The 25,601-nt window shown below is 69.1% G+C and carries 23 protein-coding genes and 1 pseudogene; 9 read left to right on the plus strand and 15 right to left on the minus strand.

What is annotated here, in order from left to right; translation table 11 throughout:
- Position 1: 1 nt before the first annotated feature.
- The 6 genes from gyrB to dnaA form a co-directional block, all read right to left on the minus strand.
- Positions 2–1,924: a DNA topoisomerase (ATP-hydrolyzing) subunit B gene (gene gyrB / locus ADY59_RS09265; protein ID WP_442937694.1), complete on the minus strand. Its 1,923-nt coding sequence runs from the start codon at positions 1,922–1,924 to the stop codon at positions 2–4.
- Between the two features lie 320 nt (positions 1,925–2,244).
- Entirely contained in the window at positions 2,245–2,745 is a 501-nt protein-coding gene (locus ADY59_RS09270; RefSeq protein WP_231618619.1) for a DUF721 domain-containing protein, read from the minus strand.
- Positions 2,735–3,967 (minus strand): DNA replication/repair protein RecF, encoded by a 1,233-nt coding sequence (gene recF / locus ADY59_RS09275; protein WP_049560208.1) that lies wholly within the window; start codon positions 3,965–3,967, stop codon positions 2,735–2,737. Before recF ends, ADY59_RS09270 begins: the two co-directional genes overlap by 11 nt.
- A gap of 77 nt (positions 3,968–4,044) precedes the next feature.
- Positions 4,045–4,986, minus strand: a complete 942-nt coding sequence (gnd, locus tag ADY59_RS09280) for a phosphogluconate dehydrogenase (NAD(+)-dependent, decarboxylating) (protein WP_049560209.1) — start codon at positions 4,984–4,986, stop codon at positions 4,045–4,047.
- 49 nt (positions 4,987–5,035) lie between these two features.
- Positions 5,036–6,175, minus strand: a complete 1,140-nt coding sequence (dnaN, locus tag ADY59_RS09285) for a DNA polymerase III subunit beta (RefSeq protein ID WP_049560212.1) — start codon at positions 6,173–6,175, stop codon at positions 5,036–5,038.
- Positions 6,176–6,699: 524 nt separating this feature from the next.
- Positions 6,700–8,271 (minus strand): chromosomal replication initiator protein DnaA, encoded by a 1,572-nt coding sequence (gene dnaA / locus ADY59_RS09290; protein WP_049560213.1) that lies wholly within the window; start codon positions 8,269–8,271, stop codon positions 6,700–6,702.
- Positions 8,272–8,731: 460 nt separating this feature from the next.
- On the opposite strand from dnaA, the gene rpmH reads away from it, so the two are divergent.
- The 8 genes from rpmH (at position 8,732) to ADY59_RS09315 (ending at position 15,073) form a co-directional block, all read left to right on the plus strand.
- Positions 8,732–8,869, plus strand: coding sequence for a 50S ribosomal protein L34 (rpmH, locus tag ADY59_RS48555; RefSeq protein WP_043614899.1), 138 nt, complete (start codon positions 8,732–8,734; stop codon positions 8,867–8,869).
- A gap of 62 nt (positions 8,870–8,931) precedes the next feature.
- Entirely contained in the window at positions 8,932–9,294 is a 363-nt protein-coding gene (rnpA, locus tag ADY59_RS48560; protein WP_082309971.1) for a ribonuclease P protein component, read from the plus strand.
- Positions 9,291–9,569, plus strand: a complete 279-nt coding sequence (gene yidD / locus ADY59_RS48565) for a membrane protein insertion efficiency factor YidD (protein ID WP_082309972.1) — start codon at positions 9,291–9,293, stop codon at positions 9,567–9,569. The genes rnpA and yidD overlap by 4 nt, the downstream gene beginning before the upstream one ends.
- A 4-nt stretch (positions 9,570–9,573) precedes the next feature.
- Positions 9,574–10,524, plus strand: a complete 951-nt coding sequence (gene yidC / locus ADY59_RS09295; protein WP_049560216.1) for a membrane protein insertase YidC — start codon at positions 9,574–9,576, stop codon at positions 10,522–10,524.
- Positions 10,525–10,544: 20 nt separating this feature from the next.
- Positions 10,545–11,033: a Jag family protein gene (locus tag ADY59_RS09300; protein ID WP_049560218.1), complete on the plus strand. Its 489-nt coding sequence runs from the start codon at positions 10,545–10,547 to the stop codon at positions 11,031–11,033.
- Positions 11,034–11,232: 199 nt separating this feature from the next.
- On the plus strand, positions 11,233–11,904 hold the full coding sequence (rsmG, locus tag ADY59_RS09305) for a 16S rRNA (guanine(527)-N(7))-methyltransferase RsmG (RefSeq protein WP_049560221.1): 672 nt from the start codon (positions 11,233–11,235) through the stop codon (positions 11,902–11,904).
- Between the two features lie 137 nt (positions 11,905–12,041).
- Positions 12,042–12,962 carry a ParA family protein gene (locus tag ADY59_RS09310; protein WP_082309973.1) on the plus strand — a complete coding sequence of 307 codons (921 nt, stop codon included), beginning with the start codon at positions 12,042–12,044 and terminating at the stop codon, positions 12,960–12,962.
- Between the two features lie 1,148 nt (positions 12,963–14,110).
- Positions 14,111–15,073 carry a ParB/RepB/Spo0J family partition protein gene (locus ADY59_RS09315; RefSeq protein WP_053174572.1) on the plus strand — a complete coding sequence of 321 codons (963 nt, stop codon included), beginning with the start codon at positions 14,111–14,113 and terminating at the stop codon, positions 15,071–15,073.
- Positions 15,074–16,694: 1,621 nt separating this feature from the next.
- Here ADY59_RS09315 and ADY59_RS09320 read toward each other — a convergent pair.
- The 3 genes from ADY59_RS09320 to ADY59_RS09330 all read right to left on the minus strand — a co-directional run bounded on the left by ADY59_RS09320 (position 16,695) and on the right by ADY59_RS09330 (position 20,117).
- The gene (locus tag ADY59_RS09320) at positions 16,695–17,735 is read right to left on the minus strand and encodes a threonine aldolase family protein (protein ID WP_049560227.1); all 1,041 of its coding nucleotides are present in this window, start codon (positions 17,733–17,735) and stop codon (positions 16,695–16,697) included.
- 74 nt (positions 17,736–17,809) lie between these two features.
- Positions 17,810–18,766 carry a D-alanine--D-alanine ligase family protein gene (locus ADY59_RS09325; protein WP_049560229.1) on the minus strand — a complete coding sequence of 319 codons (957 nt, stop codon included), beginning with the start codon at positions 18,764–18,766 and terminating at the stop codon, positions 17,810–17,812.
- 118 nt (positions 18,767–18,884) lie between these two features.
- Complete coding sequence (locus ADY59_RS09330) at positions 18,885–20,117, minus strand: aminotransferase-like domain-containing protein (protein WP_231618628.1); 1,233 nt, start codon at positions 20,115–20,117, stop codon at positions 18,885–18,887.
- Between the two features lie 303 nt (positions 20,118–20,420).
- Here ADY59_RS09330 and ADY59_RS09335 point away from each other — a divergent pair, with 303 nt between their 5' ends.
- Positions 20,421–21,002, plus strand: coding sequence for a GNAT family N-acetyltransferase (locus tag ADY59_RS09335; RefSeq protein WP_231618621.1), 582 nt, complete (start codon positions 20,421–20,423; stop codon positions 21,000–21,002).
- An 88-nt stretch (positions 21,003–21,090) separates the two neighbouring features.
- On the opposite strand, the gene trxA is transcribed toward ADY59_RS09335, so the two are convergent.
- The 6 genes and pseudogenes from trxA to ADY59_RS09360 all read right to left on the minus strand — a co-directional run bounded on the left by trxA (position 21,091) and on the right by ADY59_RS09360 (position 25,581).
- Positions 21,091–21,405: a thioredoxin gene (gene trxA, locus ADY59_RS09340; protein ID WP_049560237.1), complete on the minus strand. Its 315-nt coding sequence runs from the start codon at positions 21,403–21,405 to the stop codon at positions 21,091–21,093.
- Positions 21,406–21,417: 12 nt separating this feature from the next.
- Positions 21,418–22,350 (minus strand): thioredoxin-disulfide reductase, encoded by a 933-nt coding sequence (gene trxB, locus ADY59_RS09345; protein ID WP_049560240.1) that lies wholly within the window; start codon positions 22,348–22,350, stop codon positions 21,418–21,420.
- 128 nt (positions 22,351–22,478) lie between these two features.
- The gene (locus ADY59_RS09350; RefSeq protein WP_231618622.1) at positions 22,479–23,240 is read right to left on the minus strand and encodes a hypothetical protein; all 762 of its coding nucleotides are present in this window, start codon (positions 23,238–23,240) and stop codon (positions 22,479–22,481) included.
- An 81-nt stretch (positions 23,241–23,321) separates the two neighbouring features.
- Positions 23,322–23,423, minus strand: a pseudogene (locus tag ADY59_RS53935) (hypothetical protein); the annotation flags it as partial.
- Positions 23,413–24,048 (minus strand): RNA polymerase sigma factor SigM, encoded by a 636-nt coding sequence (gene sigM, locus ADY59_RS09355; RefSeq protein WP_049560248.1) that lies wholly within the window; start codon positions 24,046–24,048, stop codon positions 23,413–23,415. The pseudogene ADY59_RS53935 and the gene sigM, both read right to left, overlap by 11 nt.
- Positions 24,049–24,063: 15 nt before the next feature.
- Complete coding sequence (locus ADY59_RS09360) at positions 24,064–25,581, minus strand: protein kinase family protein (protein ID WP_049560251.1); 1,518 nt, start codon at positions 25,579–25,581, stop codon at positions 24,064–24,066.
- Between the last annotated feature and the right edge of the window lie 20 nt (positions 25,582–25,601).

The following is a 25,601-nucleotide window of genomic DNA, read 5'->3' on the forward strand; positions in this document are numbered from 1 at the left end:
GTCAGACGTCGAGGAAGCGGACGTCGCGCGCGTTGCGGATGATGAAGTCGCGCCTGGCCTCCACGTCCTCGCCCATGAGCACGCTGAACAGGTCGTCGGCCTGCGCCGCGTCGTCGAGCGTGACCAGGCGGAGCAGCCGCGTCGCCGGGTTCATGGTGGTCTCCCAGAGCTGGCCGGCGTTCATCTCGCCGAGGCCCTTGAAGCGCTGGACGTTGTCGCGCGGCCGGGGGTCGGGCTTGCCCGCCGCGATGCCCGCCTGGATGACGGCGTCACGCTCGGCGTCGGAGTAGGCGTAGGACGCGTCCTCGCCCTTGCGGTCCCACTTGATCTTGTAGAGCGGCGGGCAGGACAGGTAGACGTGCCCGGCCTCGATCAGCGGCCGCATGAACCTGAACAGCAGCGTCAGCAGCAGCGTGTTGATGTGCTGGCCGTCGACGTCGGCGTCGGCCATCAGGATGACCTTGTGGTAGCGCAGCTTGGCGATGTCGAACTCGTCGTGCACGCCGGTGCCGAGCGCCGTGATCAGGGCCTGGACCTCGTTGTTCTTCAGGACCTTGTCGATCCGCGCCTTCTCGACGTTGAGGATCTTGCCGCGGATGGGCAGGATCGCCTGGAAACGCGAGTCGCGTCCGCCCTTGGCCGAGCCGCCCGCCGAGTCACCCTCGACGATGAACAGCTCGCACTTCTCCGGGTCGTTCCACTGGCAGTCGGCCAGCTTGCCGGGCAGGCCGCTGCCCGACTCCAGCAGCGACTTGCGCCGGGTCAGGTCGCGGGCCTGGCGGGCCGCCATGCGGGCGCGGGAGGCCTGCAGCGACTTGTTGATGATGTCCTTGGCCTCGCCGGGGTTGCGCTCGAACCAGTCGCGCAGGTGGTCGTTGCAGGCCTTCTGCACGAACGACTTGGCCTCGGTGTTGCCCAGCTTGGTCTTGGTCTGGCCCTCGAACTGCGGGTCGGACAGCTTGACCGAGATGATCGCGGTCAGGCCCTCGCGGACGTCCTCGCCGCTGAGGTTGTCGTCCTTGCCCTCCTTGAGGAACTTCTGCTCGCGCGCGTAGCGGTTGACGATGGACGTCAGCGCGGCGCGGAAGCCCTCCTCGTGGGTGCCGCCCTCGACCGTGTTGATGGTGTTGGCGAAGGTGTAGACGGACTCCGAGTAGGAGTTGTTCCACTGCATCGCGATCTCCACCGCGATGCCGTCGCCCTCCTCCTCGAAGGCCACGATCGACGCGTGCGCCGGCTCCTTCTTGTTGTTGAGGTGCTGGACGAAGTCGGCCAGACCGCCCTCGTAGTGGTATTCGTCGCGATGGACGTCGCCGTTGATGTGGTCGGGCCGCTCGTCCGTGATCGTGATCGTCAGGCCCTTGTTGAGGAAGGCCATCTCCTGGAAGCGGCGCGAGAGTGTCTCGTAGTTCCAGGTCGTCGTCTCGAAGACCTCGGGATCGGGCCAGAACGTGATGGTGGTGCCGGTCTCGTCGGTCTCCTCGCCCTTGGCGAGCGGGGCCCTCGGCTTGGCGTGGTCGAGGAACAGGCGCCAGTAGTGGCCGTTCTGCTTGACCTCGACCTCCATGGCCGTGGACAGCGCGTTGACGACGGCCGAGCCGACGCCGTGCAGACCGCCGGAGACGGCGTAGGCCTGGCTGTCGAACTTGCCGCCCGCGTGCAGCGTGGTGAGCACGACCTCGACGGCCGAGCGCTTCTCGACGGGGTGGATGCCGGTCGGGATGCCCCGGCCGTTGTCGACCACCCGGACGCCGTTGTCTGCCAGCAGCGTGACGTCGATGCGGTCGGCGTAGCCGGCGAGGGCCTCGTCCACCGCGTTGTCGACGATCTCCTGGACGAGGTGGTGCAGGCCGCGTTCACCGGTCGACCCGATATACATACCCGGGCGCTTGCGGACGGCCTCAAGCCCCTCGAGTACGGTGATTGAGCTAGCGTCGTAGGACAACTGCGAAATCCTCCTGCCGCGGACACGCGGCGGGGGAGGCGTTTGCTCGAAGCTGCCCCTGCCGTGCCCGTCACCGTCGTGAGTGCCCCGTGCGCGGTCACCCAGGGGAGTCGGCTTGCTGCCGGGGTGACACGCAACCGGACGTGTCCGGAATCCGCTTTCATTCTACCGGTTCCGAGGGGCGAAGGTGGCAACGAACGCGCCTGTGGTGCTCTCTAGCTCGTTTTGCCCCCGCTCAAGCATCCCCCCTCCGGGTTGGGGGGTCAACGTCTCTGCGGCTCTCTGATCGCCTGCCGCGCCTAACCGTAGGTGTCGCCGGGGCCCTTGCTTCCGGTCACCCGCAATCCCCCCGCCGGACGCGGCGCGTTCTGCGGGCCCCTGACCTTGACCTTCGTCACCGTGCCGTCGCCAAGCTCCTCGTTGAGCCTGCGTACGAGGGTGCGCGCGAGCAGCCTGACCTGCGTCGCCCATGCCGTCGAATCGGCCACCACCAGCACCTCGCCGTCGTCGAACGACTCGGGCTTGGTGTGTGCGGCCAGGTCGGGCCCGACGATGTCGATCCACCGGCCGAACACCGCGCCGACCGCCGCCGACCGCTCCCAGCCCCGGTCGGACAGCAGGTCGCGGATCGCCCTCCCGAACAGCTGGGGGTCACCGCCCTCGCGGCGCGGGCCGGCCGCCTTGCGCCTCGGCTCGCGCCGGGGGAGCTGCCCCCGCCTGGCGGCGTCGGCCTTGGCCTGGGCGAGCTTCTCCCGCGCCATCGCGGCGCCTCTGGCCGTCGGATTGTCGTCATCGGACACGTCGTACGCTCCCCTCGGCCACGTCGAATCGGGCACCGGCCAGCTCGGCCGGCACGTCGTCGTCCACAGCCGCGGTGATGAGCACCTGCTCGGCCGGGGCGACGATCTCGGCCAGGCGGCGCCGGCGCTGCGTGTCGAGCTCGGCGAAGACGTCGTCGAGGATCAGCACCGGATCGCCGCCGTCGGCGCGCAGCAGGTCGTAGGCGGCCAGCCGCAGCGCGAGCGCGAACGACCACGACTCGCCGTGACTGGCGTAGCCGCGGGCGGGCAGCTCGCCGAGGCCCAGGATCAGGTCGTCGCGGTGCGGCCCGATGAGCGTGACACCGCGTTCGATCTCCGTCTGGCGGACCTCCAGCAGCCGCTCGCGCAGCCGCTCTTCAAGGGTTTTCCCCAAGTCTGTGGATAACGTCTGCGCATCGGAAGATCCCCGCTCACCGGGGACTTCGTCCTCAGCTCCGTCCCCACCTGTGGACAACGTGCTGCGATAGGCGAGGGTCGCGGGGGCGCTCGTCGGGGCGAGCGCGGCGTAGGCGCCGGCGACCAGCGGGCGCAACGCGTCGATCAACTCCAGCCGGGCGCGCAACAGCTCGGCGCCGTGCCGGGCGAGGTGCGCGTCCCAGACCTCCAGGGTGCTCAGGACGTCGCCGGCGCCCGCCGCGGCGAACGCGGTGTCACTCTCGGCCCGCCGGCCGCTCCTGGCCCCTCTGCGGGCCTGTGAGGCCGTACGGAGCAACGCGCCGCGCTGCTTGAGCACGCGGTCGTAGTCGGCCCGCACGCCCGCGAACCGCGGCGTGCGGGACACCAGCAGGTCGTCGAGGAACCGGCGCCGCTCCGACGGGTCGCCCTTGACCAGCGCCAGGTCTTCAGGCGCGAACAGCACCGTGCGCAGCAGCCCGATGACGTCGCGCGGCCTGGACACGGGGGAGCGGTTGAGCCTGGCGCGGTTGGCCCGGCCGGGATTGATCTCCAGCTCGACCAGGGCGCGCCGGTCGTCCCTGTGGACGGCGCAGCGCACGATCGCCCGGCTCGCCCCCTGGCGCACCAGCGGGCCGTCGTTGGCGACCCGGTGGCTGGAGTGCGTCGCGACATAGCCGAGGGCCTCGACCAGGTTGGTCTTGCCCTGGCCGTTGGGCCCCACCAAGGCCGTGACGCCCGGCTCCAGGCCGAGCTCCACGGACGCGTAGGACCGGAAGTCGGTCAGCGAGAGATGGGCGACATGCACCCCATGAAGGTTAGTGCGCCCCGCACGTCACCGGGGTCACCGGCGCACAGCCTGTGGAAAACCTTCGGTGGGGTGCGTCACTCCGCTTCGCGCGGCGGCGTGACGTCGGCGCCGGGCGAGTCGGCGCCCTTGGCCACGGAGCCCTCGGCCGCCGTGGTCGCGTGGCCGCCGAACTGGTTGCGCAGCGCCGCCACGACCTTCATCGCCGGTGAGTCGTCCTGCCGGGAGGCGAACCTGGCGTAGAGGGCGGCGGTGATCACCGGCAGCGGGACCGCGTGGTCCACGGCTGCCTGGACGGTCCACCGGCCCTCGCCGGAGTCCTGGGCGTAACCGCGCAGCTGCTCCAGCTTCTCGTCGTCGTCCAGGGCGCGCACCAGCAGGTCGAGCAGCCAGGAGCGGATCACGGTGCCGGTGCGCCAGCTGCTGAAGGAGCCCCGGACGTCCTTGACGACGTCGGAGGCCTCCAGAAGCTCCCAGCCCTCGGCGAACGCCTGCATCATGCCGTACTCGATGCCGTTGTGGACCATCTTCGCGAAGTGCCCGGCACCGACGTCGCCGGCGTGCACGAAGCCGTCCTCGCCCTCGGGCTTGAGCGTCTCGAAGATCGGCATCAGCTTGTCGACGTCACGCCGCTCGCCGCCGCACATGAGGGCGTAGCCGTTCTGCAGGCCCCAGACGCCGCCGCTCACGCCGCAGTCGATGAAGCCGATGCCCTTGGCGGCCAGCTCGGCGGCGTGCTTCTGGTCGTCCACATAGTGGGAGTTGCCGCCGTCGATCACGATGTCGCCTTCGGACAGCATGTCGCCGAGGTCGTCGACCGTCTGCTGGGTGGCCTTGCCCGCGGGCACCATGACCCAGACCGCGCGCGGCGCCTGGAGCCGTTCGACCAGCTCCTTCAGGCTGCTCACGTCGCTGATCGCGGGATCGCGGTCGTAGCCGACGACCTCGTGGCCGCCGCGGCGGAGCCGCTCGGCCATGTTGCCGCCCATCTTGCCCAGTCCAACCAAGCCGATCTGCATGGTGCCCTACTACCCCCTTGTGAGGCTTCCATCATCCCCGACGTGGATTTCAGCCTGACAGGCGGATGGGCATGATCAGGTAACGGTAGTCGGGGGCTCCGTCACCATCCACAGGCTTGCCCCCGGTGAGGATAGCGGGCTTGGTGGACGTGGTCATCTGCAGCCTCGCCACGTCGGAGTCGATCGCGCCGAGCCCCTCCAGCAGGAACTGGTGGTTGAAGGCGATGTTCATCTCGTCGCCGTCGTAGTCGACGGGCAGCGCCTCGACGGCCTGGGCCTCGTCGCCGCTGCCGGCTTCGAGCACGACCTCGCCGCTCCTGAACGCCAGCCGCACCGGGGTGTTGCGCTCGGCGACCAGGGCCACGCGCTTGACCGCCTCGACGAACGGCCCTGTGGACAGGTCGGCGCGCGCGGAGAACTCGGTGGGCAGCAGCGAGCGGTACTTGGGGAACTCGGGGTCGAGCAGGCGCGTGGTGGTGCGGCGGCCTGCGCTGGAGAAGCCGATCATGCCTTCGCCGGTGCCTCCGGCGGAGCTGAGCGCGACCTCCACCTCGGCCCCGGTGCCGCCGAGCGCCTTGGCGGTGTCGGCGAGCGTCTTGCCGGGGATCATCGCGATGGCCGAGAAGTCGGGCTGGCCCGGCTGCCACTTCAGCTCGCGCACGGCCAGGCGGTAGCGGTCGGTGGCGGCCAGGGTGACCGTGTCGCCCTCGATCTCCATCCGTACGCCGGTGAGCATGGGCAGCGTGTCGTCGCGGCCGGCGGCGACGGCGACCTGGCCGACGGCGGAGGCGAAGACGTCGCTGCCGACGCGGCCGGCGGCGGGCGGCATGGCCGGGAGCGACGGGTAGTCCTCCACAGGCATGGTGAGCAGGGTGAAGCGGGCGCTGCCGCACGTGACGACCGCCTTGGCGCCGTCGACGACGAAGTCCACAGGCTGTGCGGGAAGCGCGCGGGTGATCTCGGCGAGCAGCTTGCCGGAGACCAGGACCACGCCGGGCTCACCGGTGTGCAGCTCCAGCGTGACCTCGGCGGAGACCTCGTAGTCGAAGCCGGACAGCTTGAGCCGCTGCTCCTCGGTGACCTCCAGGCGCATGCCGGCGAGGACGGGGACCGACGGCCGTGCGGGAAGACTGCGTGCCGTCCATGCCACCGCCTCAGCGAGGACGTCTCGCTCGATTCGGAACATCACGGTGATCAGCCTCCTGGCTCGTCGATGAATCTTGAGTGTCTCGTCTCCCGCACCTGAGATCCGGGAGAACCCCTCTATGGGTCTTGAGTTTCTTCTTAAGAGATAAGTGAAGTCATCACACTAGGGGCGGTGGATAGTGTGGATAACCCGCGTCTTCCCTGGTCAGCCCCTGTGTTTTCATCCACTGGGGCTGTGGGTTACGCCTGGGGGTAACTCGCGCGGCTGGGGATGAAGTCTCGTCACCCACAGGCCGTCCCCAGATCTTGGTGCCTTCGTCCACCGGTTATCCACGAGGTTTCCACCGGTTATCCACGGGGTAGAGGACCCACTTCGGGAGCTCCAGATCGACTGTGCACAGGGCGTCCACAAGTCATCCACCGGTTGTCCCCAAGTTCTCCTCAGGATGTCCCCAGTGTTATCCCCAGGGGCTGTGCGGAATTTTTCCGGGCATTGTGGGGCGTACGAACGGCCTCTTCGCGCGTTTCCGCAGATCCACAGTGTTATCCACAGGGTGTGCATGACGGTTAGGCCCCGCGCGATGTCTGCTTGATACGCATTGTCAGCTCGTTGACCTGGTTGTACATCGACCTGCGCTCCGCGATGAGCGAGCGGATCTTGCGTTCGGCGTGCATCACGGTGGTGTGGTCGCGGCCGCCGAACTGCTGGCCGATCTTGGGCAGCGACAGCTCCGTCAGCTCCCGGATCAGGTACATGGCGATCTGCCGGGCGTTCACCAGCGCCCTGCTGCGCGAGCTGCCGCACAGGTCGTCGATGCTGATGCCGAAGTACTCGGCGGTCTTCGCCATGATCGTGGCGACCGTGATCTCCGGCCCGGAGTCGGAGGTGATCAGGTCCTTCAGCACGACCTCGGCGAGCTGCAGGTCGACGCCCTGCCTGTTGAGGCTGGCGAACGCGGTGACCCTGATCAGCGCCCCCTCCAGCTCACGGATGTTGGTGGAGATGCGGCTGGCGATGTACTCCAGCACCTCGGGCGGCGCGGCCAGGCCCTCCTGTATGGCCTTCTTCCGCAGGATGGCGATCCGGGTCTCCAGCTCGGGCGGCTGGACGTCGGTGATCAGGCCCCACTCGAACCGGTTGCGCAGCCGGTCCTCCAGCGTGATGAGCTGCTTGGGCGCCCGGTCGCTGGAGATGACGATCTGCTTGTTGGCGTTGTGCAGCGTGTTGAAGGTGTGGAAGAACTCCTCCTGCGTCTGCTCCTTGCCCTCCAGGAACTGGATGTCGTCCACGAGCAGGATGTCGATCGCGCGGTAGCGGCCCCGGAAACCGTCGGCCTTGTGGTCGCGGATGCTGTTGATGAAGTCGTTCGTGAACTCCTCGGAGCTCACGTATCTCACCCGGGCGCCGTCGTACAGGCTCTGCGCGTAATGCCCGATCGCGTGCAGCAGGTGGGTTTTCCCCAGCCCCGAGTCTCCGTAAATGAAGAGCGGGTTGTACGCCTTCGCCGGCGATTCGGCGACGGCCACGGCCGCGGCGTGGGCGAAACGGTTGCTGGCTCCGATGACGAATGTCTCGAATGTGTACTTTTGGTTAAGTCTGGCCGGTTCGCTGGGCTTGTTGCTCTTGGCTTCCCACCTGTTCTGGGTGGGCTCCGGGGCCTTTTCCACAGGGGCCTGTGCCTGTTCAAAACTGAAGGCAGGCTGTGGATATTCGGTGGACGAAGGCGCCGGCTCGGGCTGTGGAGAATAGAACTGCGGAGGCTCGGAAGCCTGGTAGTGCTGGGGCGATGGGCCCTGTGGATAGCGCGGCTGGGGGTCCGGGCTCTGGGGATAGTTCTGAACCACAGGCTGTGGATGAAGCTCCTGCATCGGCTGCTCGGGAGCCGTCGTGTCGATCATCACGGCCAGTCGCATGGCCCGGCCGAGCTCCTGGGAGAGCGCGTGCGCGACGAGCGGGCGCAGCTTGCCCTCGATGAGGTCCTTGAGGAAGTCGTTGGGGACGCCCAGCACGATCGTGTCGTCGGCCAGGGCGATCGGCCGGACCATGGAGAGCCAGGTGCGCTGCTGGACCGGCACGTTCTCGTTGAGGAAGTTGCCCAGCGCCCTCTTCCATACCGTGTCGAGGTCGACACCGTTCATGGTGCGGCTCCCCTCCTCCCTGTCGCGGCCCCCCGCGATCGTTTATCCACACGCGCGTTTATCCACATCGGGGGGTCGCCGCGGCGGCGGCCGCCCCCTGTCGTCCACAGCGCCGCGCCCAGGCTGGATGCCCAGGATCTCCACAGGTGATCCACAGGCTGTGCACAGCCCTGGATCGGCCCCGGAAGGGCCGACAGTATCTTTGTGCACAGCTGTGTTCAAGACGTTGTCCACAGCCTAGCGGTGCCTGGGTGCACATACTGTGGACGTTCAGGGGGCCGTGGAAAAGTCGCCTGTGGATACGTGGATAACCGGTTCCGGTTTGACCTGGACCGCTTCGCCCCGTACCGTACGGAGGTCGGTCTGTCGTGCGACGGCTATTTCGCGTGCCTCGCTATCTAGACAGGCCAGCCATGTGTGTTAAGCGCCTCGTGCGCACCTTCAAGCCTGGAGCCCACTCGTGAGCAAGCGTACTTTCCAGCCGAACAACCGTCGCCGCGCGAAGACCCACGGCTTCCGGCTGCGGATGCGCACCCGGGCCGGTCGCGCCATCCTCGCCGCTCGCCGCCGCAAGGGTCGCGAGAAGCTGTCGGCCTGACCGTCCTGCGCGTGATCGTCCGCCCGCCGGTGCACCCCGCCGGCGGGCGATAGGCGTATACGGTGCTTTCCCGACAGTCCCGCATGCGGCGCGGGGAGGAGTTCAAGGCGGCCATCAAGCGCGGTAAGCGCGCCGGTCGCCCCACCCTGGTGGTGCATCTCACCATTTCCGGGGAAGGGACACCTCTGGTGGGTTTTGTAGTGAGCCGGGCCGTCGGAGGCGCGGTCGTCCGCAACAAGGTCAAGCGTCGGCTTCGACACCTGATGCGAGACCGTCTTGACCGGCTCCCGAGAGGTAGCCTGCTTGTGGTACGCGCCAACCCCCCGGCCGCGTCAGCGCGATCCGAGCATCTTGCCGCCGAGCTCGACCTCGCGCTCGACCGTTTGCTCAGGCGGCGCGAGTCCTCGACGGATGGACGGAGATGACGGAGCAACCGCTAGGGACAGCGAGCCTCCCCGCTCGGGTGCTGCTCGCGCCCATCCGGTTCTACCGGGCCTTCATCAGCCCGATGCTCGGTCCGCGCTGCCGTTTCTATCCGTCCTGCAGCGCGTACGGGCTCGAGGCGATAGCCGTACACGGAGCATTGCGCGGCACATGGTTGACTGTCCGGCGCATCGGGCGGTGCCACCCATTCCATCCCGGAGGTATAGACCCGGTGCCCCCACGCCCGGTTCGGTCCCACGAAACGCAAGGGAGATAGCTCGGTGGAGCTGTCCTGGCTGAGCTGGCTCTATGAAGCCGTAGCCTTCGTCATCACCTGGATTCATGCGGGTTACAGCACCTTCCTGAACCCGGATAGCGGCCTGACGTGGTTGCTGACCATCGTCACGCTCACCGTGCTCATGCGGATCCTCATCTTCCCGCTCTTCCTCAAGCAGATGCGGTCCTCGAAGAAGATGCAGGAGCTCGCCCCCAAGGTGGCGGAGCTGCGCAAGCGCTACAAGAACGACAAGCAGCGCATGAACCAGGAGGTCATGGCGGTCTATCAGGGCGCCGGGGCCAATCCGCTCGGCGGCTGCCTGCCGATCCTGGCGCAGTTCCCCATCTTCATCTCGATGTTCACCGTGCTGCAGGCCATGGCCAACGGCCGCGCGGTGTACGGGATGACGCAGGAGCTCGTCGACAGCGCCCGGGCGGCGCACATCTTCGGCGCGCCGGTGCCCGCGACCTTCTTCATGTCCGAGCAGGACATCATCGCGCTCGACGCCGTCCCCCTGCAGACGAAGATCGTCCTGGGTGTGTTCGTGGCGATCAGCTCGCTGACCACGTTCCTCACCGTGCGGCAGAGCGTCACCCGGTCGATGGCGCAGATGCCCGACAACCCCATGGCGCAGCAGCAGAAGCTGCTCATGTACATCTCGCCGCTGTTCGCCTTCTTCAGCCTGAACTTCCCGCTCGGCCTGATCCTGTACTGGGTGACCACCAACGTGTGGACGCTCGGCCAGCAGCACTGGTTCTACACGCGCAACCCGATGCCCGAGTTCGACGCCAAGGGCAACGTGGTCCCGGTCCAGCCGAAGCCCGGTCTGATGGCCAAGCTTCGCAAGACGACTCCCGAAGAGGAGCCCCCTCCTCCGCCTCCTGCGCCTAAGATCGTCAGGAACCAGCCCAGCCGTCAGTCCCGCAGCAAGCGCACCGGCAGCAAGAAGTCGTGATTACGAAGGAGAGGCCGGCCATGACCGAGGCCGAGCAGGAGAAGGCTCCTGACATCAGCGCGCTCGAACAGGAGGGCGAGATCGCGGCTGACTACGTCGAAGGCCTCCTCGACATCGCCGACATCGACGGTGACATCGACATGGACGTCGAGGGCGACCGCGCGATGGTCTCCGTCGTCGGACTCAAGGGCAACGAGTTGGTCGGCCCCGCGGGCGAGGTGCTGGAGGCTCTCCAGGAGCTGACCCGGCTGGCCGTCCACCGCCAGACGGGGGAGCGGTCCCGCCTGATGCTCGACGTCGGCGGCTATCGCGAGCGCCGCCGCGCCGAGCTCACCAAGCTCGGCACCGAGATGGCCAACCAGGTCAAGGACCGGGGCGAGCCCAAGCCGCTGCAGCCGATGACGCCCTTCGAACGCAAGATCGTCCACGACGCGGTGGCCGCTGCCGGGCTCCGCAGCGAGTCCGAGGGCGAGGAGCCCAACCGTTACGTGGTGGTCCTGCCCGCCTGACCGGCCCCCATGACCCAGCCCGGCCGCCAGCCGCCCCGTGCGCCTGGCGGCCGTTCGCATGTCGAACACCTTTTCGATGCTCTCCGGGCGGCGCGCTCCAAGGCTCCGTTCAGGGCATCCCGCTAGTCTTCGACAGTGATCTCCCACCTAGCCTGGGGTAGACACCATCCCGAACTCATACGAAAGGGCCACCACAGCAGTGAGCGACGAGCTGCCGCCCCCGCCGGACATCGCGCGGGACGTCTTCACCGGCGAAGCCTGGGACCGGGCGGAGGCGTTCGCGGAGCTGCTGGCCGGCCCCGGAGTGGTGCGCGGACTGCTCGGCCCCCGGGAGATCCCCCGCATCTGGGATCGCCATCTGCTCAACTGCGCCGTCGTCGCCGAAGCCATCCCGCCGGACGTGCGCCTGGTGGACATCGGCTCGGGCGCCGGACTGCCCGGTCTCGTGCTCGCGATCGTCCGGCAGGACGTCACGGTCACACTGCTTGAGCCGCTGCTGCGCCGTACCGTCTTCTTGCAGGAGTGCGTCGAGACCCTCAAGCTGGAGAACGTCGAGGTGCTGCGCGGCCGGGCCGAGGAACTGGCCGGCAAGCGTGTCTTCGACGTGGCCAGCGCCCGCGCCGTGGCGCCCCTCGACCGGCTCCTGAAGTGGGCCATGCCGCTGCTGAACGAAGGCGGCGAGCTCATCGCCATGAAGGGGGAGCGCGCCGCCGAGGAACTCGCCGAGGCGGAGCCCCAATTGCGCGCCAGCGGCGCCAGAACGGCCGAGCTTGTGACCGTCGGGCACGGTAAGGTCGAGCCGCCTGCAACATTGGTTCGGGTGATAGCGGGTCGCGCGCCAGAGCACGGCAGGCGGCGACGAAGGAGGTGACGGTCGTGCCGGTCGCTCAGAGCGGTCTTGGCTGGCCGGACAGCCGTCTGTCCGAGAGCCCCAGAGGGGTCGGCTGGCCCGGATCGGGCGTTTCGCGACAGCAGATTCCCGGCTCCGACATGCCACGGGTTGAAAGGATGGCCATCGTGACCCAGACCCCCCTGAACCCAGGTGATTCTCCGTTGGTACGAGAGGCGCTCAACTCAGTGGTTTCACGTGAAACACCTACCGCTCAGCTGCCCACCCAGACGGACACCGGCCAGGGGGCGTGGCCCAGGCCGTCCAAGTGCCGGGTGATCGCCGTTGCCAACCAGAAGGGCGGCGTCGGCAAGACCACGACGTCCGTCAACATTGCCGCCGCCCTGTCGATGAACGGCGAGCGCGTCCTCGTCGTCGACCTCGACCCGCAGGGCAACGCCTCCACCGCCCTGGCCACCGAACACCGAGGCGACATCCCGGACGTCTACCAGGTGCTCGTCGACGACCTGCCCATGGCGGACATCGTCAAGCAGGTGCCCGACATGCCCAACCTCTACTGCGCCCCGGCGACCATCGACCTGGCCGGCGCCGAGATCGAGCTCGTCTCCCTGGTCGCCCGCGAGGCCCGCCTGCGCCGCGCCCTCACCGCCTACGACGCGCTCGACCTCGACTACATCATCATCGACTGCCCGCCGTCGCTCGGCCTGCTCACGGTCAACGCCCTGGTGGCCGCCGACGAGGTCATGATCCCCATCCAGTGCGAGTACTACGCCCTGGAGGGGCTCGGGCAGCTCCTGCGCAACGTCGACCTCATCAAGGCGCACCTCAACCCCACCCTGCGGCTTTCCACGATCGTCCTCACCATGTACGACGGCCGCACGCGGCTCGCTTCCCAGGTGGCGGACGAGGTTCGGGCGCACTTCGGCGACACGGTGCTCAACACGGTCATCCCGCGCAGTGTTCGCCTCTCGGAGGCGCCCAGCTACGGCCAGTCGGTCATGACCTACGACCCGGGCTCCAGCGGGGCGATGGCCTACATGGACGCCGCCCGCGAGATCGCCCACCGCGCCCTGGTCTGACCGTCGGCGGCGGTCCCTCGCCCGGGCCCTGCCGGCACCCATGCCCGGGGACGTGCTCCCGTTGCGTACTCGCCGCCTTCGAAGCGGAAGCGGGGCCGGCATGGGGCGCATTGGCGGGCCCTTACACCTTGGCGTCCCGCCCTCGGCCGCGCTGGGCGTTGCCGGGTTACGCACCTGAACGTCGCTCGCCACACGCAACCGCCGCACGAGGCTGTCGCGGCGGCACGGCTGCCAGGGAATGGCTTCCCTGCCACCACGAGGCCCCCGCCGACAGAACCGACAAACCACCCGAGCTGGGCGTCCCGAGGCGTCGCGCCGTTGCCCGGGGCGTCACATCACGGGCCGGGGCGTCCCGCCATTGGAGGGGGCGGCGCGTCACTGCCCGGAGCGGCCATTGCCCGGGGCGGCGTGCCATTGGCTGGGGCGGCGCGTCATTGCCTGGGGCGTCACATCACGGGCCGGGGCGCCCCGCCGTTGCCCGGGGCGGCGTGTCATTGCCTGGGGCGGCGTGTCATTGGCTGGGGCGCCGGGCCGATGCCTGGGGTGGCGTGCCCTTGCCCGGGGAGTAACGCCATAGGCGGGGCGCTGGGCCCTCGCCAGGGGGGCGCGAGATTGCCGATCGCGGCGACGCCGAGTCCGAGCGGCACGGGCGTCGAGTCGCAGGCCGGGCGTCGCGCATGGGCCGAGCCGAGTCGAGCCGTACGTCAGGGTTCAGCACGGTGGCTGGTGAGGCGCAGGCCATCCAGCCGAACGCCCCCAGCCATCGTCAGCATCCGGCACCGCCATCGCCAGCGAAGAGCCGGGCGCCAGCCGTACGCCAGCCGCACGCCAGCCGCACGCCAGCCGTGCGGAGCGTCGCCGGCGTTCGAAGCAATCCCGTCGGTTCCCACACCCCCCGGGCGAGGCACCAGGCAGCGGCCGGAGCGCGGGTCGGCAGGTGCGGCCCGGCACCGGTGTCGCTCCGGGGAACGTCCGAGAGCGTTCACCATGGGCGAGGTCCGGAGGTGTGGCTGCGATGGTTTGCCGTCATTGATGGCATGACGGTGCAAATCCGGTGGGACTGCGTGTGGCGAGGAGACACCCGGTTGGGTGGTCAACGGTAACCTCTCCTGGAGTGACGGGTTCGGCCGGGTGAATGAGGAGACGCAGTGAGCCAGCAGCGGCGGGGATTGGGCAAGGGGCTCGGGGCGCTCATTCCGACCGGTCCCATTGTTGACGGCACGGGAACGGTGCCCTCCGCCAACGGTGCAGCGACGGACGCGGGGCCCAGGCCGGTGGCGGGCGCGTACTTCCATGAGGTGCCGCTGGACGCCATCGTCCCCAACCCGCGCCAGCCACGTGAGATCTTCGACGAGGAGAAGCTGAAGGAGCTGAAGGCGTCCATCAGCGAGGTCGGCCTGCTCCAGCCGATCGTCGTGCGCCCGGTGGGAGGCGGGAAGTATGAGCTGATCATGGGGGAGCGGCGACTGCGGGCGTGCAAGCTGGCCGGTCTGGAGCAGATTCCCGCGATCGTCCGCAATACGCAGGACGACGACCTCTTGCGTGACGCCCTCATCGAGAACCTTCAGCGCGAGCAGCTCAACGCCCTGGAAGAGGCCGCCGCCTACCAGCAGCTGCTGGACGACTTCCAGGCCACTCACGATCAGCTCGCCAAGAAGGTCGGTCGGTCCCGCTCACACATCACGAACACGCTGCGTCTGCTCAAGCTGCCGCCGGAGGTTCAGGTGAGGGTGGCCGCCGGCACGATCACCGCCGGCCATGCCCGGGCGCTCCTTACACTCGAGAACCCGGAAGATCAGATCCGGCTCGCCGCCCGCATCGTTGCCGAGCTTCTGCCCGTGCGGGCGGTCGAAGAGATCGTCGCCCTCGGCAGCGCACAGGCCGCCGCTGAGAAGCCGACTCGTACGCGCAAGCCCGCCAAGCCCACCGCCCCCGGTCTCGCCCACCTCGCCGACCGTCTCTCGGACCACTTCGAGACCAAGGTCAAAGTGGACCTGGGCCACCGCAAGGGCCGTATCGTCGTGGAGTTCGCCACCATCGACGATCTTGAGCGCATCATCGGCACCATGGCTCCCGAAGCCGCCCGTACCATGCGGGAATCCGAAAGCTGATTCCGGCTTTCCTTGAAAGCGGGGCTTCACTCGCCTCCCTCAAGGAAGCCGCTCCTGGATGTACGTCGGTCCCATGTTTCACGTGAAACCAGCGCCGAGCCCCTTGTGCACGGATGCGTGGTTCCACGTGAAACATCGCCTCCCGACGCCACGCCTTCCGCTGCTACCCATCTCAATCACCCTCCGCTGCACGCGCCGCTGCTCGCTCGGCTGAGAACGTCGCCCGGCCCGGCGCCTCTACAGAGAACGGCTGGACGGGAGAAGCGGGACCCGATGGGCGGCTACGTGATCCGAGCCGAGGACGTGTGGAGGCTGCCTCCAGCGGACGGGCGGAGACGCTTGCCTGGGAAGCGGGCGGTGATAGGCAGCGACGCGCGCCTGAGGGAAGTGGCTATCCACGGAAGCAGGCCGGCGGCCCTCCACGATGGTGGTTGTAGAGCGGCCCAAGCACACGCGGACGGAGACGCCTCTGCTGACACGAGTGGCGCCGTCCTTCCGCCGGGCCGAGGGAAGGCGGGGAGCCGCCCCTTCTGCAGAGGACGAGCGGGGTCGCCTTCCGTCGAAGCGACGGGATGCCTCCCGTAGAGCCGGGCGGAGGCAGGATGCGTCCTCCGGTATGTCACCTGGACACCGTCAGCGGACGGAGGGGCCGCTCGCCTGAAGGAGATGGGCACTGCCAGGGTTGGTGGTTGTGGACGGCCTATGCGGGACGCGGGCAAACACCTTCGCCACGGAAGCGGCGGGAACGCCTCTCGCAGAGCCGGGCGGAGAGTGGGGTGCCGCCTTCTGGGAGGCCACTCGGACAGCCCTGTGGAAGTAGCCGGGGCCCCTGCAAGAGAGAGCTGGGCACCCCAACGGCGAAAGCTGGAGCTGCTTGCTACGGACGCGGCGCTCTCCGCAGAGGTGGGCGAAGACGTCATTCCGCAGAGTCGAGCGGCGCCGCAGAGCCGAGCGGCGCCGCAGAGTCGAGGGCAACCGGGGTGGAGGCTCGGGACAACCCGACGGAGGCGGGGGGATGCGGGCAGAACAGTTTTGCGGTGGCACGAAGCCCTCAGCGAAGCGGTGCGGTCGCCTCGGGAGAGCAGCGGAAAGATGCCTATGCACGCACGACCCCGCACGCCGCACGCCGTCACGCCCCACCTCCGCCATGCCGCACGCCCGTCGCGCCGCCGCCCGCCGCGCCGCACCTCCGCCACGCCGTCATGCCGCACGCCGTCATGCCGCACGCCGTCATGCCGCACGCCGTCATGCCGCACGCCGTCATGCCGCACGCCCGTCACGCCGCACGCCCGTCACGCCGCACGCCCGCCATGCCGCACGCCCGTCACGCCGCACGCCCGCCATGCCGCACGCCCGTCGCGCCGCACGCCCGTCGCGCCGCACGCCCGTCGCGCCGCACGCCCGTCGCGCCGCACGCCCGCCATGCCGCAAGCCCGTCGCGCCGCGCCACACGCCCCATCCCCGCAAGCCCGTCGCGCCCCCGAGCGCCCGCGCGTCCGCGACGCCACGCCCCCTGATCCCGTGGCCCCACGACGTGGGGAAGCGACTCCTGCGGGACGGACGCCTTGGTTTCACGTGAAACACCGCTGCGCTGTTTCACGTGAAACCAAAGGCGCGACGGTCAGGAGACGGCCTTGCGGATGGCATCCAGGAAGTCGTCCACGTGCGCCGGGGTGGTGTCAAAGGCGGTCATCCAGCGGACGATGCCGGCGGCCTCGTCCGTGTGGTGGAAGAGGAATCGCTCCAGCAGCGCGGTGGCGACGGCAGGCGGGACGACGGCGAAGACGGCGTTGGACTCGACCGGATACGCCAGAGCGATCTGCGGGATCGAGGCGAGCCCGTCGGCGAGGCGCATAGCCATGGCGTTGGCGTGCGAGGCGTTCCGGTGCCAGAGGTCGTCCGTGAGGAGAGCGGAGAGCTGGGCGGAGATGAAGCGCATCTTCGACGCGAGCTGAAGGGATTGGCGGCGCAGATAGGGCACGGCGTCGGCGAGCGTGGGGTCCAGGACGACGACGGCTTCCGCGGCCAGGGCGCCGTTCTTGGTGCCGCCGAAGCTGAACACGTCCACCCCCACCTCCGTGGTGATGGCGGCCAGCGAGCAGCCGAGGTGGGCGGCCGCGTTGGCGAGCCGGGCGCCGTCGACGTGGAGGCGCATGCCCGAAGCGTGCGCGGCGTCGGCCAGGGCGGCGATCTCGTCGGGGGAGTAGCAGGTGCCGAGTTCGGTCACTTGGGAGATGGAGACGGCCCGCGGCTGAGGATCGTGGTGGTTGCCGATGGTGGACCTGGGGCCGGCGAGGTCGTCGGGCCGGAGCTTGCCGTCGGGGGTGGGGATGGTGATGAGCTTCGTGCCGAGGAGGCGCTCGGCGGCGCCGGTTTCGTGGCCGGCGATGTGGGCGGTGTCCGGGCAGATGACCGCGTCGTACCGGCCGAGCATGAGCGCGAGGCCGACCATGTTGGCGCCGGCTCCGTTGAGCACGGGGAAGCCTTCCGCCCGGGGGCCGAACACGTCCTTGACGTGGCGGCCGAAGTCGGCGGTCCAGGTGTCGTCGCCGTAGGCGCGGGCGTCACCGGGGTTGGCGGCGGTCATGGCGTCGAGGATGGCGGGGTGCACGCCGGCGTGGTTGTCGCTGGCGAAGCTCTTGGGGTACGTGGGCTCGATCATCACGACGCCAGGTTACGCATCCGGGTCAGGTGGGTCCCGGGAGGCCCGCCACGTCGTCGCCGCGGACCAGGGGATCAGGAGGTGGCGCGGCCGGCGGCGTTCTGGAGGAGGATGCGGCAGAGCTCGCCGAGGTCCTGGCCCGCTGCTTCGGCCGCCATCGGGAGGAGGGACGTCTCGGTCATGCCGGGTGCGACGTTGACCTCCAGGAAGTGCGGCCGGCCGGCGGCGTCGACGATGAGGTCGGTGCGGGAGATGTCCCGCAGGCCGAGCGCGGTGTGCGCGGTGACCGCGGTCTCGGCGCAGGCCGACGCCGCTTCGGAGGACAGCCGGGCGGGAGCGAAGAACTCGGTGTGCCCGGCCGTGTAGCGGGCGGCGTAGTCGTACACGCCCTCGTCGGGCACGATCTCCACGGCCGGGAGCGCGACGGGACCGTCGCCGAAGTCGACGACCGAGACCGCCACCTCGACGCCCTCGATGTAGCACTCGATGAGCGCCGTGTCGCCGTAGGCGAAGCAGCCGACCATGGCGGCCGGCAGCTCCTCCGCGGTGCGGACGATGGAGGCGCCGAGGGCGGAGCCGCCACGGGCGGGCTTGACGAACAGGGGCAGGCCGAGGTGTTCGACGATGCGGCCCAGGACGGCCGTGGCGCCGAGGTCGTGGAAGGTCTCCTTGGGCAGCGTGACCGATTCGGGGGTGCGCAGGCCGACGGAGCGTACGACGGCCTTGGCGGTGGGCTTGTCGAAGGCCACGCGGCAGGCGTCGGGGTCGGCGCCGACGTACGGCACGTTGAGGAGCTCCAGGACGGAGCGGATGGCGCCGTCCTCGCCCGCGCCGCCGTGGAGGGTGACGAAGACGGCCTCCGGTGGGTCGGCGAGGATGGACGGGACGAGCGACGCGTCGGTGTCGCGGGCCTCGACGTCGATGCCGGCCGCCCGGAGCACCTCGCTCACGCGGCGGCCCGAGCGCAGGGAGACCTCTCGCTCGTAGGAGAGGCCTCCTGCCAGCACGAGCACGTGGCCCAGATCGCTCATCACATCTCCTCCGCTGACGGCACGCTGTCCAACCGTACCGGCGCGGGAGGGTGGGAGGGACGGCAGGTGGGAGCGGGAGCCGACCGGCGCGCCGGGGCCGGCTCCCGTCGGAGCCCGGTCAGGCGAGATCGGGGCCCGGGGTGTCGACGCCGGCGTGGCCGCGGGTGGAGCCGGTGCCGAAGGTGTCGCGGAGCTGCATCTCCTGCTCGATCACCCCGGCGAGGCGGCGTACGCCCTCGCGGATGCGGTCGGGCTCCGGGTAGCAGAACGACAGGCGCATGTGGCGCGCCCCGCTCCCGTCGGAGAAGAACCCGGTGCCGGGCACGAACGCGACCCGCTCCGCGACCGCGCGGGGCAGGATGGCCTTGGAGTCGAGGCCCTCCGGCAGCGTCGCCCAGACGAAGAAGCCACCGGCCGGTCGCGTCCAGGTGACCTCGGGAGGCATCAGTGATTCGAGCGCCCCGAGCATGGCGTCGCGGCGCTCGCGGTAGAGCTCCTTGAACGTCTTGATCTGCTCCCGCCACGGCTGCGTGGCCAGATACTGGCCGACGGCGAGCTGGGTGAACGAGGAGTGCGACAACACCGCCGACTCCATCGCCAGCACGAGCTTGTCGCGGATGGCGTGCGGTGCCAGCGCCCAGCCGACCCGGAAGCCGGGGGCGAGGGTCTTGGAGAACGAGCCGAGGTAGATGACCCCGTCGGCGTTGTCGGCGCGCAGCGCGCGCATGGGCTCGCCGTCGAAGCCGAGCAGGCCGTAGGGGTTGTCCTCGACTATGAGCACGCCGGCCCGCTGGCAGATGTCGAGCACCTGCTGCCGTCTGGCCATGTTGAGCGTGACGCCGCCGGGGTTGTGGAAGGTCGGGATCGTGTAGAGGAACTTGATCGGCGCCCCGGCCGTCTCCAGCGCGTAAATCGTCTGCGCCAGCGATTCGGGCACGATGCCCTGATCGTCCATAGCGATATGTACGACCTTGGCCTGATAAGCGGCGAATGTCCCCAAGGCGCCCACGTACGAGGGGCCCTCCGCCAGCACCACGTCACCCGGGTCGATGAAGATGCGGGTGATCAGGTCGAGCGCCTGCTGGGAGCCCACGGTGACGACCACGTCGTTCGCCCCGGCATGGATCCCCTCAAGCCGCATGACGTCGCAGATCTGCTCACGCAGGTGCGGATCGCCCTGGCCGGAGCCGTACTGCAGCGCGACCGGGCCGCGCCGCGTCACCAGCTCGGAGACCAGCTCGCCGACCATGTCGAGGGGAAGGGCCGTGACGTACGGCATGCCGCCGGCGAGCGAGACCACCTCGGGCCTCGACGCGACGGCGAAAAGAGCTCGGATCTCGGATGCGACCATCCCGGTAGCTCGCGCGGCGTACCGATCGACGTAGGCGTCGATGCGCGACCCTTGGGTCGCGGGCGTCTGACCGTGATCCTGCTCTGCTGTCACGGCCCACCTCCTAGGTGTGTGTCGATCCGAGATACCAGATTACGCCAGCCGGACATGTCGCCCGTGACCGGGCTGACCGTCGTGGTACCCGCTGGCGGGACTGTCACTGGGCTACGATGCCAGCTGGGGACGCGGTTTTCGCGCGCTTTTCCGGGTCAACGATTGGGGCCGTAGTTGTCGCGTCGGCTGGTCAACATCACCCTGGACAATGTGGAAGATCTTCCTCGCCGCTGCCGGCAGTGCGTTTTCTGGGAGCTCGATCCCATGAGCGGCGAGCGGGCGGTGGAGTCGGGGGACCCGGGCCTGGAGAAGGAGGCCTGGATCTCCGGCACGCTGCTGGAGTGGGGGAGCTGCGGCAAGATCGTCTACGTCGACGGTGTGCCCGCCGGGTTCGTGCTCTACAGCCCGCCTCTTTACACGCCGCGCTCGGTCGCCTTTCCCACCTCACCGGTCAGCGCCGACGCGGTCCTGCTGATGACCGCGCACATCATCCCGGAGTTCTCCGGCGGCGGGCTGGGCCGGATGCTCATCCAGGGGGTGGCCAAGGACCTGACCAGACGCGGGGTGAAGGCCATCGAGGCGTTCGGCGATCTGAAGTGGGAAGAGCCTAGTTGCGTGGTTCCGGCGGAATACTTGCTTTCTGTGGGCTTCAAGACCGTGCGTCCGCATTTGCGCTTTCCGCGGCTGCGGCTGGAGCTGAAGTCCGCCGTCTCGTGGCGGGAGGACGTCGAGGTGGCCCTGGAACGCCTCCTGGGGTCCATGAGCCCGGAGCGGGCCCTGCGACCCGTCTGACCGCTCACGAGCGCCGCAGCAGACCGTACAAAGGCATGCGAAAGCCCCCTGCGCCCAGCAGGGGGCTTTCGGGTCGAACAGGCGGGACCTAGATGATGCCCTCAAGCTCGCGCAGCAGCATGGCCTTCGGCTTGGCGCCGATGATCTGCTTGACGAGCTCGCCTCCCTTGTAGACGTTCATCGTCGGGATCTGGAGTACACCTGCCTCGCGCGGCACGTTCGGGTTCTCGTCGATGTTGAGCTTGACGATCTCCAGCTTGTCGCCGTGCTCGTTGGCGATCTCCTGAAGGATGGGCGCGACCTGACGGCACGGGCCGCACCACTCCGCCCAGAAGTCCACCAGCACGGGCTTGTCGTTCTTGAGGACGTCGGCCTCGAACGTGGCGTCGGTTACTGCCTTCACGGATGGGCTCCCTTACTTCTCGTTGTTGGCCAGCCAGCGCTCGGAGTCGAGTGACGCCGCGCAACCGGTGCCGGCCGCGGTGATCGCCTGGCGGTAGATGTGGTCGACGACGTCGCCCGCGGCGAACACGCCGTCGATGTTGGTGGCGGTGGTGGGGGAGGCCACCTTCACGTAGCCGTCGTCGTCGAGGTCGATCTGGCCCTTGACCAGCTCGGTGCGCGGGTCGTGGCCGATGGCCAGGAACAGCGCGTCGGTGGCCAGCTCGCACTCCTCGCCGGACTTGACGTTGCGCAGCTTGACCGCCTCCACCTTGGTGTCGCCCAGGACGTCGACCACCTCGGTGTCCCACATGAAGCGGATCTTGTCGTTGGACATCGCCCGGTCCTGCATGATCTTGCTGGCGCGCAGCTCGTCGCGGCGGTGCACGACGGTCACCATGCGGCCGAACCGGGTCAGGAACGTGGCTTCCTCCATGGCCGTGTCGCCGCCGCCCACGACCACGATGTCCTTGTTGCGGAAGAAGAAGCCGTCGCAGGTGGCACACCAGGAGACGCCCCGGCCGGACAGGCGCTTCTCGTTCTCCAGGCCGAGCTCGCGGTAGCCGGAGCCCATCGCCAGGATGACCGACTTGGCGTAGTAGGTCTTGTCGTAGGTCTTGATGACCTTGGGGTTGGCCTCCAGGTCGACCTCGACCACGTCGTCGGCCACGAGCTCGGCGCCGAACCGCTCGGCCTGCTTGCGCAGGCTGTCCATCAGATCGGGACCCATGATGCCGTCGGGGAACCCGGGGAAGTTCTCCACGTCGGTGGTGTTCATGAGGGCGCCGCCCGCGGTGACCGAGCCCTCGAAGACCAGCGGGTTCAGCTCGGCGCGCGCGGAGTAGACGGCCGCGGTGTAGCCCGCCGGGCCCGATCCAATGATGATCACGTTACGAACGTCGCTCAACGCTCCCACGCCTTCCTCGTCTGCTGTTGCCAGTCGCGTCAACAGATCCTAGGCCGCAGTGATTCCCACCCCCTACCCGCAACGCGAAAGAGCCCGCCGAAGCGGGCTCTGACGTGGGATGGAAGCTTCTACCAGCGGCCCATGGCGGGCTTGCGCAGGTTCTTGCAACTGAAGGGGTCGACGACGTCGATGCGGATCCGCTTGGCGGCCTTCGTCTTCCTGGACGCCATGACGATGGCCTCCTGGCCGTTGTACTGGCCCTGGTCGACGGCGAAGACGTCAAGCTTGGTGCGCCCGGCCAGCTTGCTGACGCACTTGTCAGCATGCTCGCCGTCGGACGGCCCCTGGAGTATCGGAGCCGGCCCGAGGAATTCACCCAGTGGCTGCTCCAGGTTCTCGTCGCTGTAGTTGTGCTGGCTGTCGGTCAGCGCGTATGCCCTGGCCCTCGTCCGGTTCTGTGTCGGCGGCACGGCCGGGGCCGTGCTGGCCGCCACCACCGGTGGGCTGACCGTGCCCGCGCCGCCGCCTCCGCCGGAGGCGAGCAGTCCGGTCGAGACGACCGCCGTGCCCACCACGGCCGCCGCGGCAGCGGCCGCCACGGCGGGCATCGCCCACCGCGAACGCCGTGCCCTGCGCTGCCGGGCCGGGACGATCGTGCCGTCGTCGGCGACCACCCCGAGCCGCACGGGCTCGGGCGACGGCTGCTCGGCCGAGGAGGCCGAAACCGAGGTTGGGGCCGAGATCGAGGCTGAAACCGTGGCCGCGGTCTTCTCCCAGGGGGAGTCGCGCATGAGCTCGTCCCAGTCGGGTGCCGGCGCGAGGCCGACCCCTCCACGAGACGACCCGGCCTCGACGGCCAGCGCCTTGTCGATGCGCAGTGCGACACCCATCGGCATGGCCGGTGTAGGAGTCGCCGCGAGCACCTCTCGAACCGCCGCGAGGTCTGCCAGTAGCTCCCCACAGGGGTCGCAGACCGCGAGATGCTCGCGGACCTGGCGGGCCTGGCCGGCGTCTAGGAGACCCTCGGCCAAATCGGCCAGAGTATCCAGATCGTAGTGCGTATCACCCGTCACGAAGTTCTGCTCCCTTCGCGGATGAGACGCGACTGAGGTCCGATCGGTTCCGCAGATGCGAAAGAATTGGGGCAAGTTTCGCGCGTCCCCGCGCACACCTGCTTTTCACCGTACCGCTGGGCACTTCGAGCACCTGAGCTGCATCTTCGACGGAATAGCCCATCATGTCCACCAGGACGAGGGCGGCTCGCTGGTCGGCCGGCAGCAGCTTGAGCGCCGCCGAGACCTCCATGGAGACCTCGCGCTCAAGGGTCTGGTCGGGCCCCGGCGTCTCGCGTTCGGCGGCCTCGATGAGCTCGTCGTCGGCCACCGGGCGCACGGACTTGCGGCGCATCCGGTCGAGGCAGGCGTTGACGACGATGCGGTGCAGCCAGGTGGTGACGGCGGCCTCGCCCCGGAACGTGCCGGCCTTGCGGTAGGCGGAGACGAAGGCGTCCTGGACGGCGTCGGCGGCCTCGTCGGGGTCGCCCAGCGTGCGCAGGGCGACCGCCCACATGCGGTCGCGGTGCCTCTTGACGATTTCGCTGAAGGCGTGTGGATCCCCGTTGATGTGCGCGGTCAGCAGCTCGGCGTCGCTGACCGCGGGCCGATCCGCTGCTGGAGGTGTCTCGGGTGGGGAGTTCACAAGAGGGATTCCTGGTTATGCCGATCCTGGAGAATGCACCACTACTTCATAGATGGTGCCATGAAACTTGCCCGCATCTGCCGGAAGACGCGTAAACCAGATCAAAACGTACTGACCGCTTGCGGCTTGATCAGGTTTGAACGTCACCTTCCCCGACGCGCCCTCCTCGCGGGCGACGGTCTTGAGCGACGACAGGTCCGGGCTGTCGCCGACCTTGAGCTCGACCTCGGCTCCCGAGGCGTCGGCCAGCGTAGCCACCACGTCGCTGATCTGCCGGGACTTGCCCAGGTCGAGGAGAAGCCCGACACCGTCCTTGAGGTTTCCCAGCTCGGCGCTGTTGTAGTTGTCGGTCTTCCAGAACGTGCTCGGCTTGCCGTCGATGGTCAGCGCCGCCAGCTCCGGCTTCTCCTCCTTGTCGGAGCCGAGCGGGTCGAACCCGGTCGCCTTCTCCGGCTTGACCGCCTGGACCTGCGTCGGCTCCGACGAACGGGAGGTGGGCGTGGGATCCGCCTCGCGGGAGCCGGGGCTGCCCAGGCTGCGGCCGATCGTCCAGGCGCCGACGCCGACGGCCACGATCACCAGCAGCACCACGACCGTCATGAGCACCCGGCCGAGCACGCCGCTGCCTCCGCGGGAGGGCATCGTCCGGTGCACGACCTGCGGCCGCTGCATCGTGGCTGGCCCGTGCTGCCCGGTGTCGGGCCCCTCCGAGCGCGAGGCCGTCGTCACCGAGGGCGGCGACGAGGCGTACGGCATCGGGATCGGCATGGGCCTGGCCACGCCGGACAGCGACTCGGCGATCTCGGCCGGGCTGGCGAGCGCGCCCTGCCCGCGGCGCGACTCGGGCAGGCAGGCCCGGACCGTCACGGTGTCGAGGTAGCTGGGCACCCCGGCGGTGACCTGACGCGGTGTGCAGAAGTGCCCGTCGTTCATCGGGGCGGCGGGCAGCCCGCCCTCTTCCTCGTCGCCGGGCCAGTGGCCGGTCAGACCCGCGTAGAGCAGCCGGCCCAGCCCTTCGGCGTCGTCGAGCGCCGGCTGGTCGGTGGTCAGGCCGGACAGCGCTGCGTCGACCGCCACGCCCAGCACCTTGACCGTGTTGCCGGTGGTCCACACCAGGTGCTCGGGCCGCAGGCACAGGTGGTAGAGGCCCGCCTCGTGGGCGTGCGTCAGGGCCTCGGCCGCCTCGGCGACCAGCCCGGCCGCCCGCTCGGGCTCCAGCGGCCCGCCGGACAGCAGGTCGGCCAGGGTGTCACCGGTGACCCACTCGCTGACCACATAGGAGCGGCCGTCGTCCTCGGCGGCGTCGAACACCTGGGTGAGCCGAGGGTCGGTGAGCCTGCTGGCCGCGCGGGCGGCGGTGACCACCTCGTACACGCGCGGGAACTCGGGGGAGAAGGTGAGAACGCCGACAGGGCGGGCAAGGATCTCGTCGATGGCTTTCCAATAGGTGGCGCCCTCTGACTCGCTGACCCGGTCTTCCAGCCGGAAGCGCGAGGCGAGACGGGTGCCCGGCTCTACGGCCGATGTGCTCACTGGCTCTCTCCGCTCGGCCG

It is taken from the genome of Nonomuraea sp. SBT364, from assembly GCF_001083785.1.
Lineage (GTDB): Bacteria > Actinomycetota > Actinomycetes > Streptosporangiales > Streptosporangiaceae > Nonomuraea.

Coding starts and splice junctions, on each gene's coding strand:
- gnd (WP_049560209.1), bottom strand. CDS start 4,986: ATGCAGATCGGCTTGGTTGGACTGGGCAAGATGGGCGGCAACATGGCC.
- dnaA (WP_049560213.1), bottom strand. CDS start 8,271: ATGAACGGTGTCGACCTCGACACGGTATGGAAGAGGGCGCTGGGCAAC.
- yidD (WP_082309972.1), top strand. CDS start 9,291: ATGACGGAGCAACCGCTAGGGACAGCGAGCCTCCCCGCTCGGGTGCTG.
- ADY59_RS09300 (WP_049560218.1), top strand. CDS start 10,545: ATGACCGAGGCCGAGCAGGAGAAGGCTCCTGACATCAGCGCGCTCGAA.
- ADY59_RS09310 (WP_082309973.1), top strand. CDS start 12,042: ATGGCCATCGTGACCCAGACCCCCCTGAACCCAGGTGATTCTCCGTTG.
- ADY59_RS09320 (WP_049560227.1), bottom strand. CDS start 17,735: ATGATCGAGCCCACGTACCCCAAGAGCTTCGCCAGCGACAACCACGCC.
- ADY59_RS09325 (WP_049560229.1), bottom strand. CDS start 18,766: ATGAGCGATCTGGGCCACGTGCTCGTGCTGGCAGGAGGCCTCTCCTAC.
- ADY59_RS09330 (WP_231618628.1), bottom strand. CDS start 20,117: ATGGTCGCATCCGAGATCCGAGCTCTTTTCGCCGTCGCGTCGAGGCCC.
- ADY59_RS09350 (WP_231618622.1), bottom strand. CDS start 23,240: ATGGGTGTCGCACTGCGCATCGACAAGGCGCTGGCCGTCGAGGCCGGG.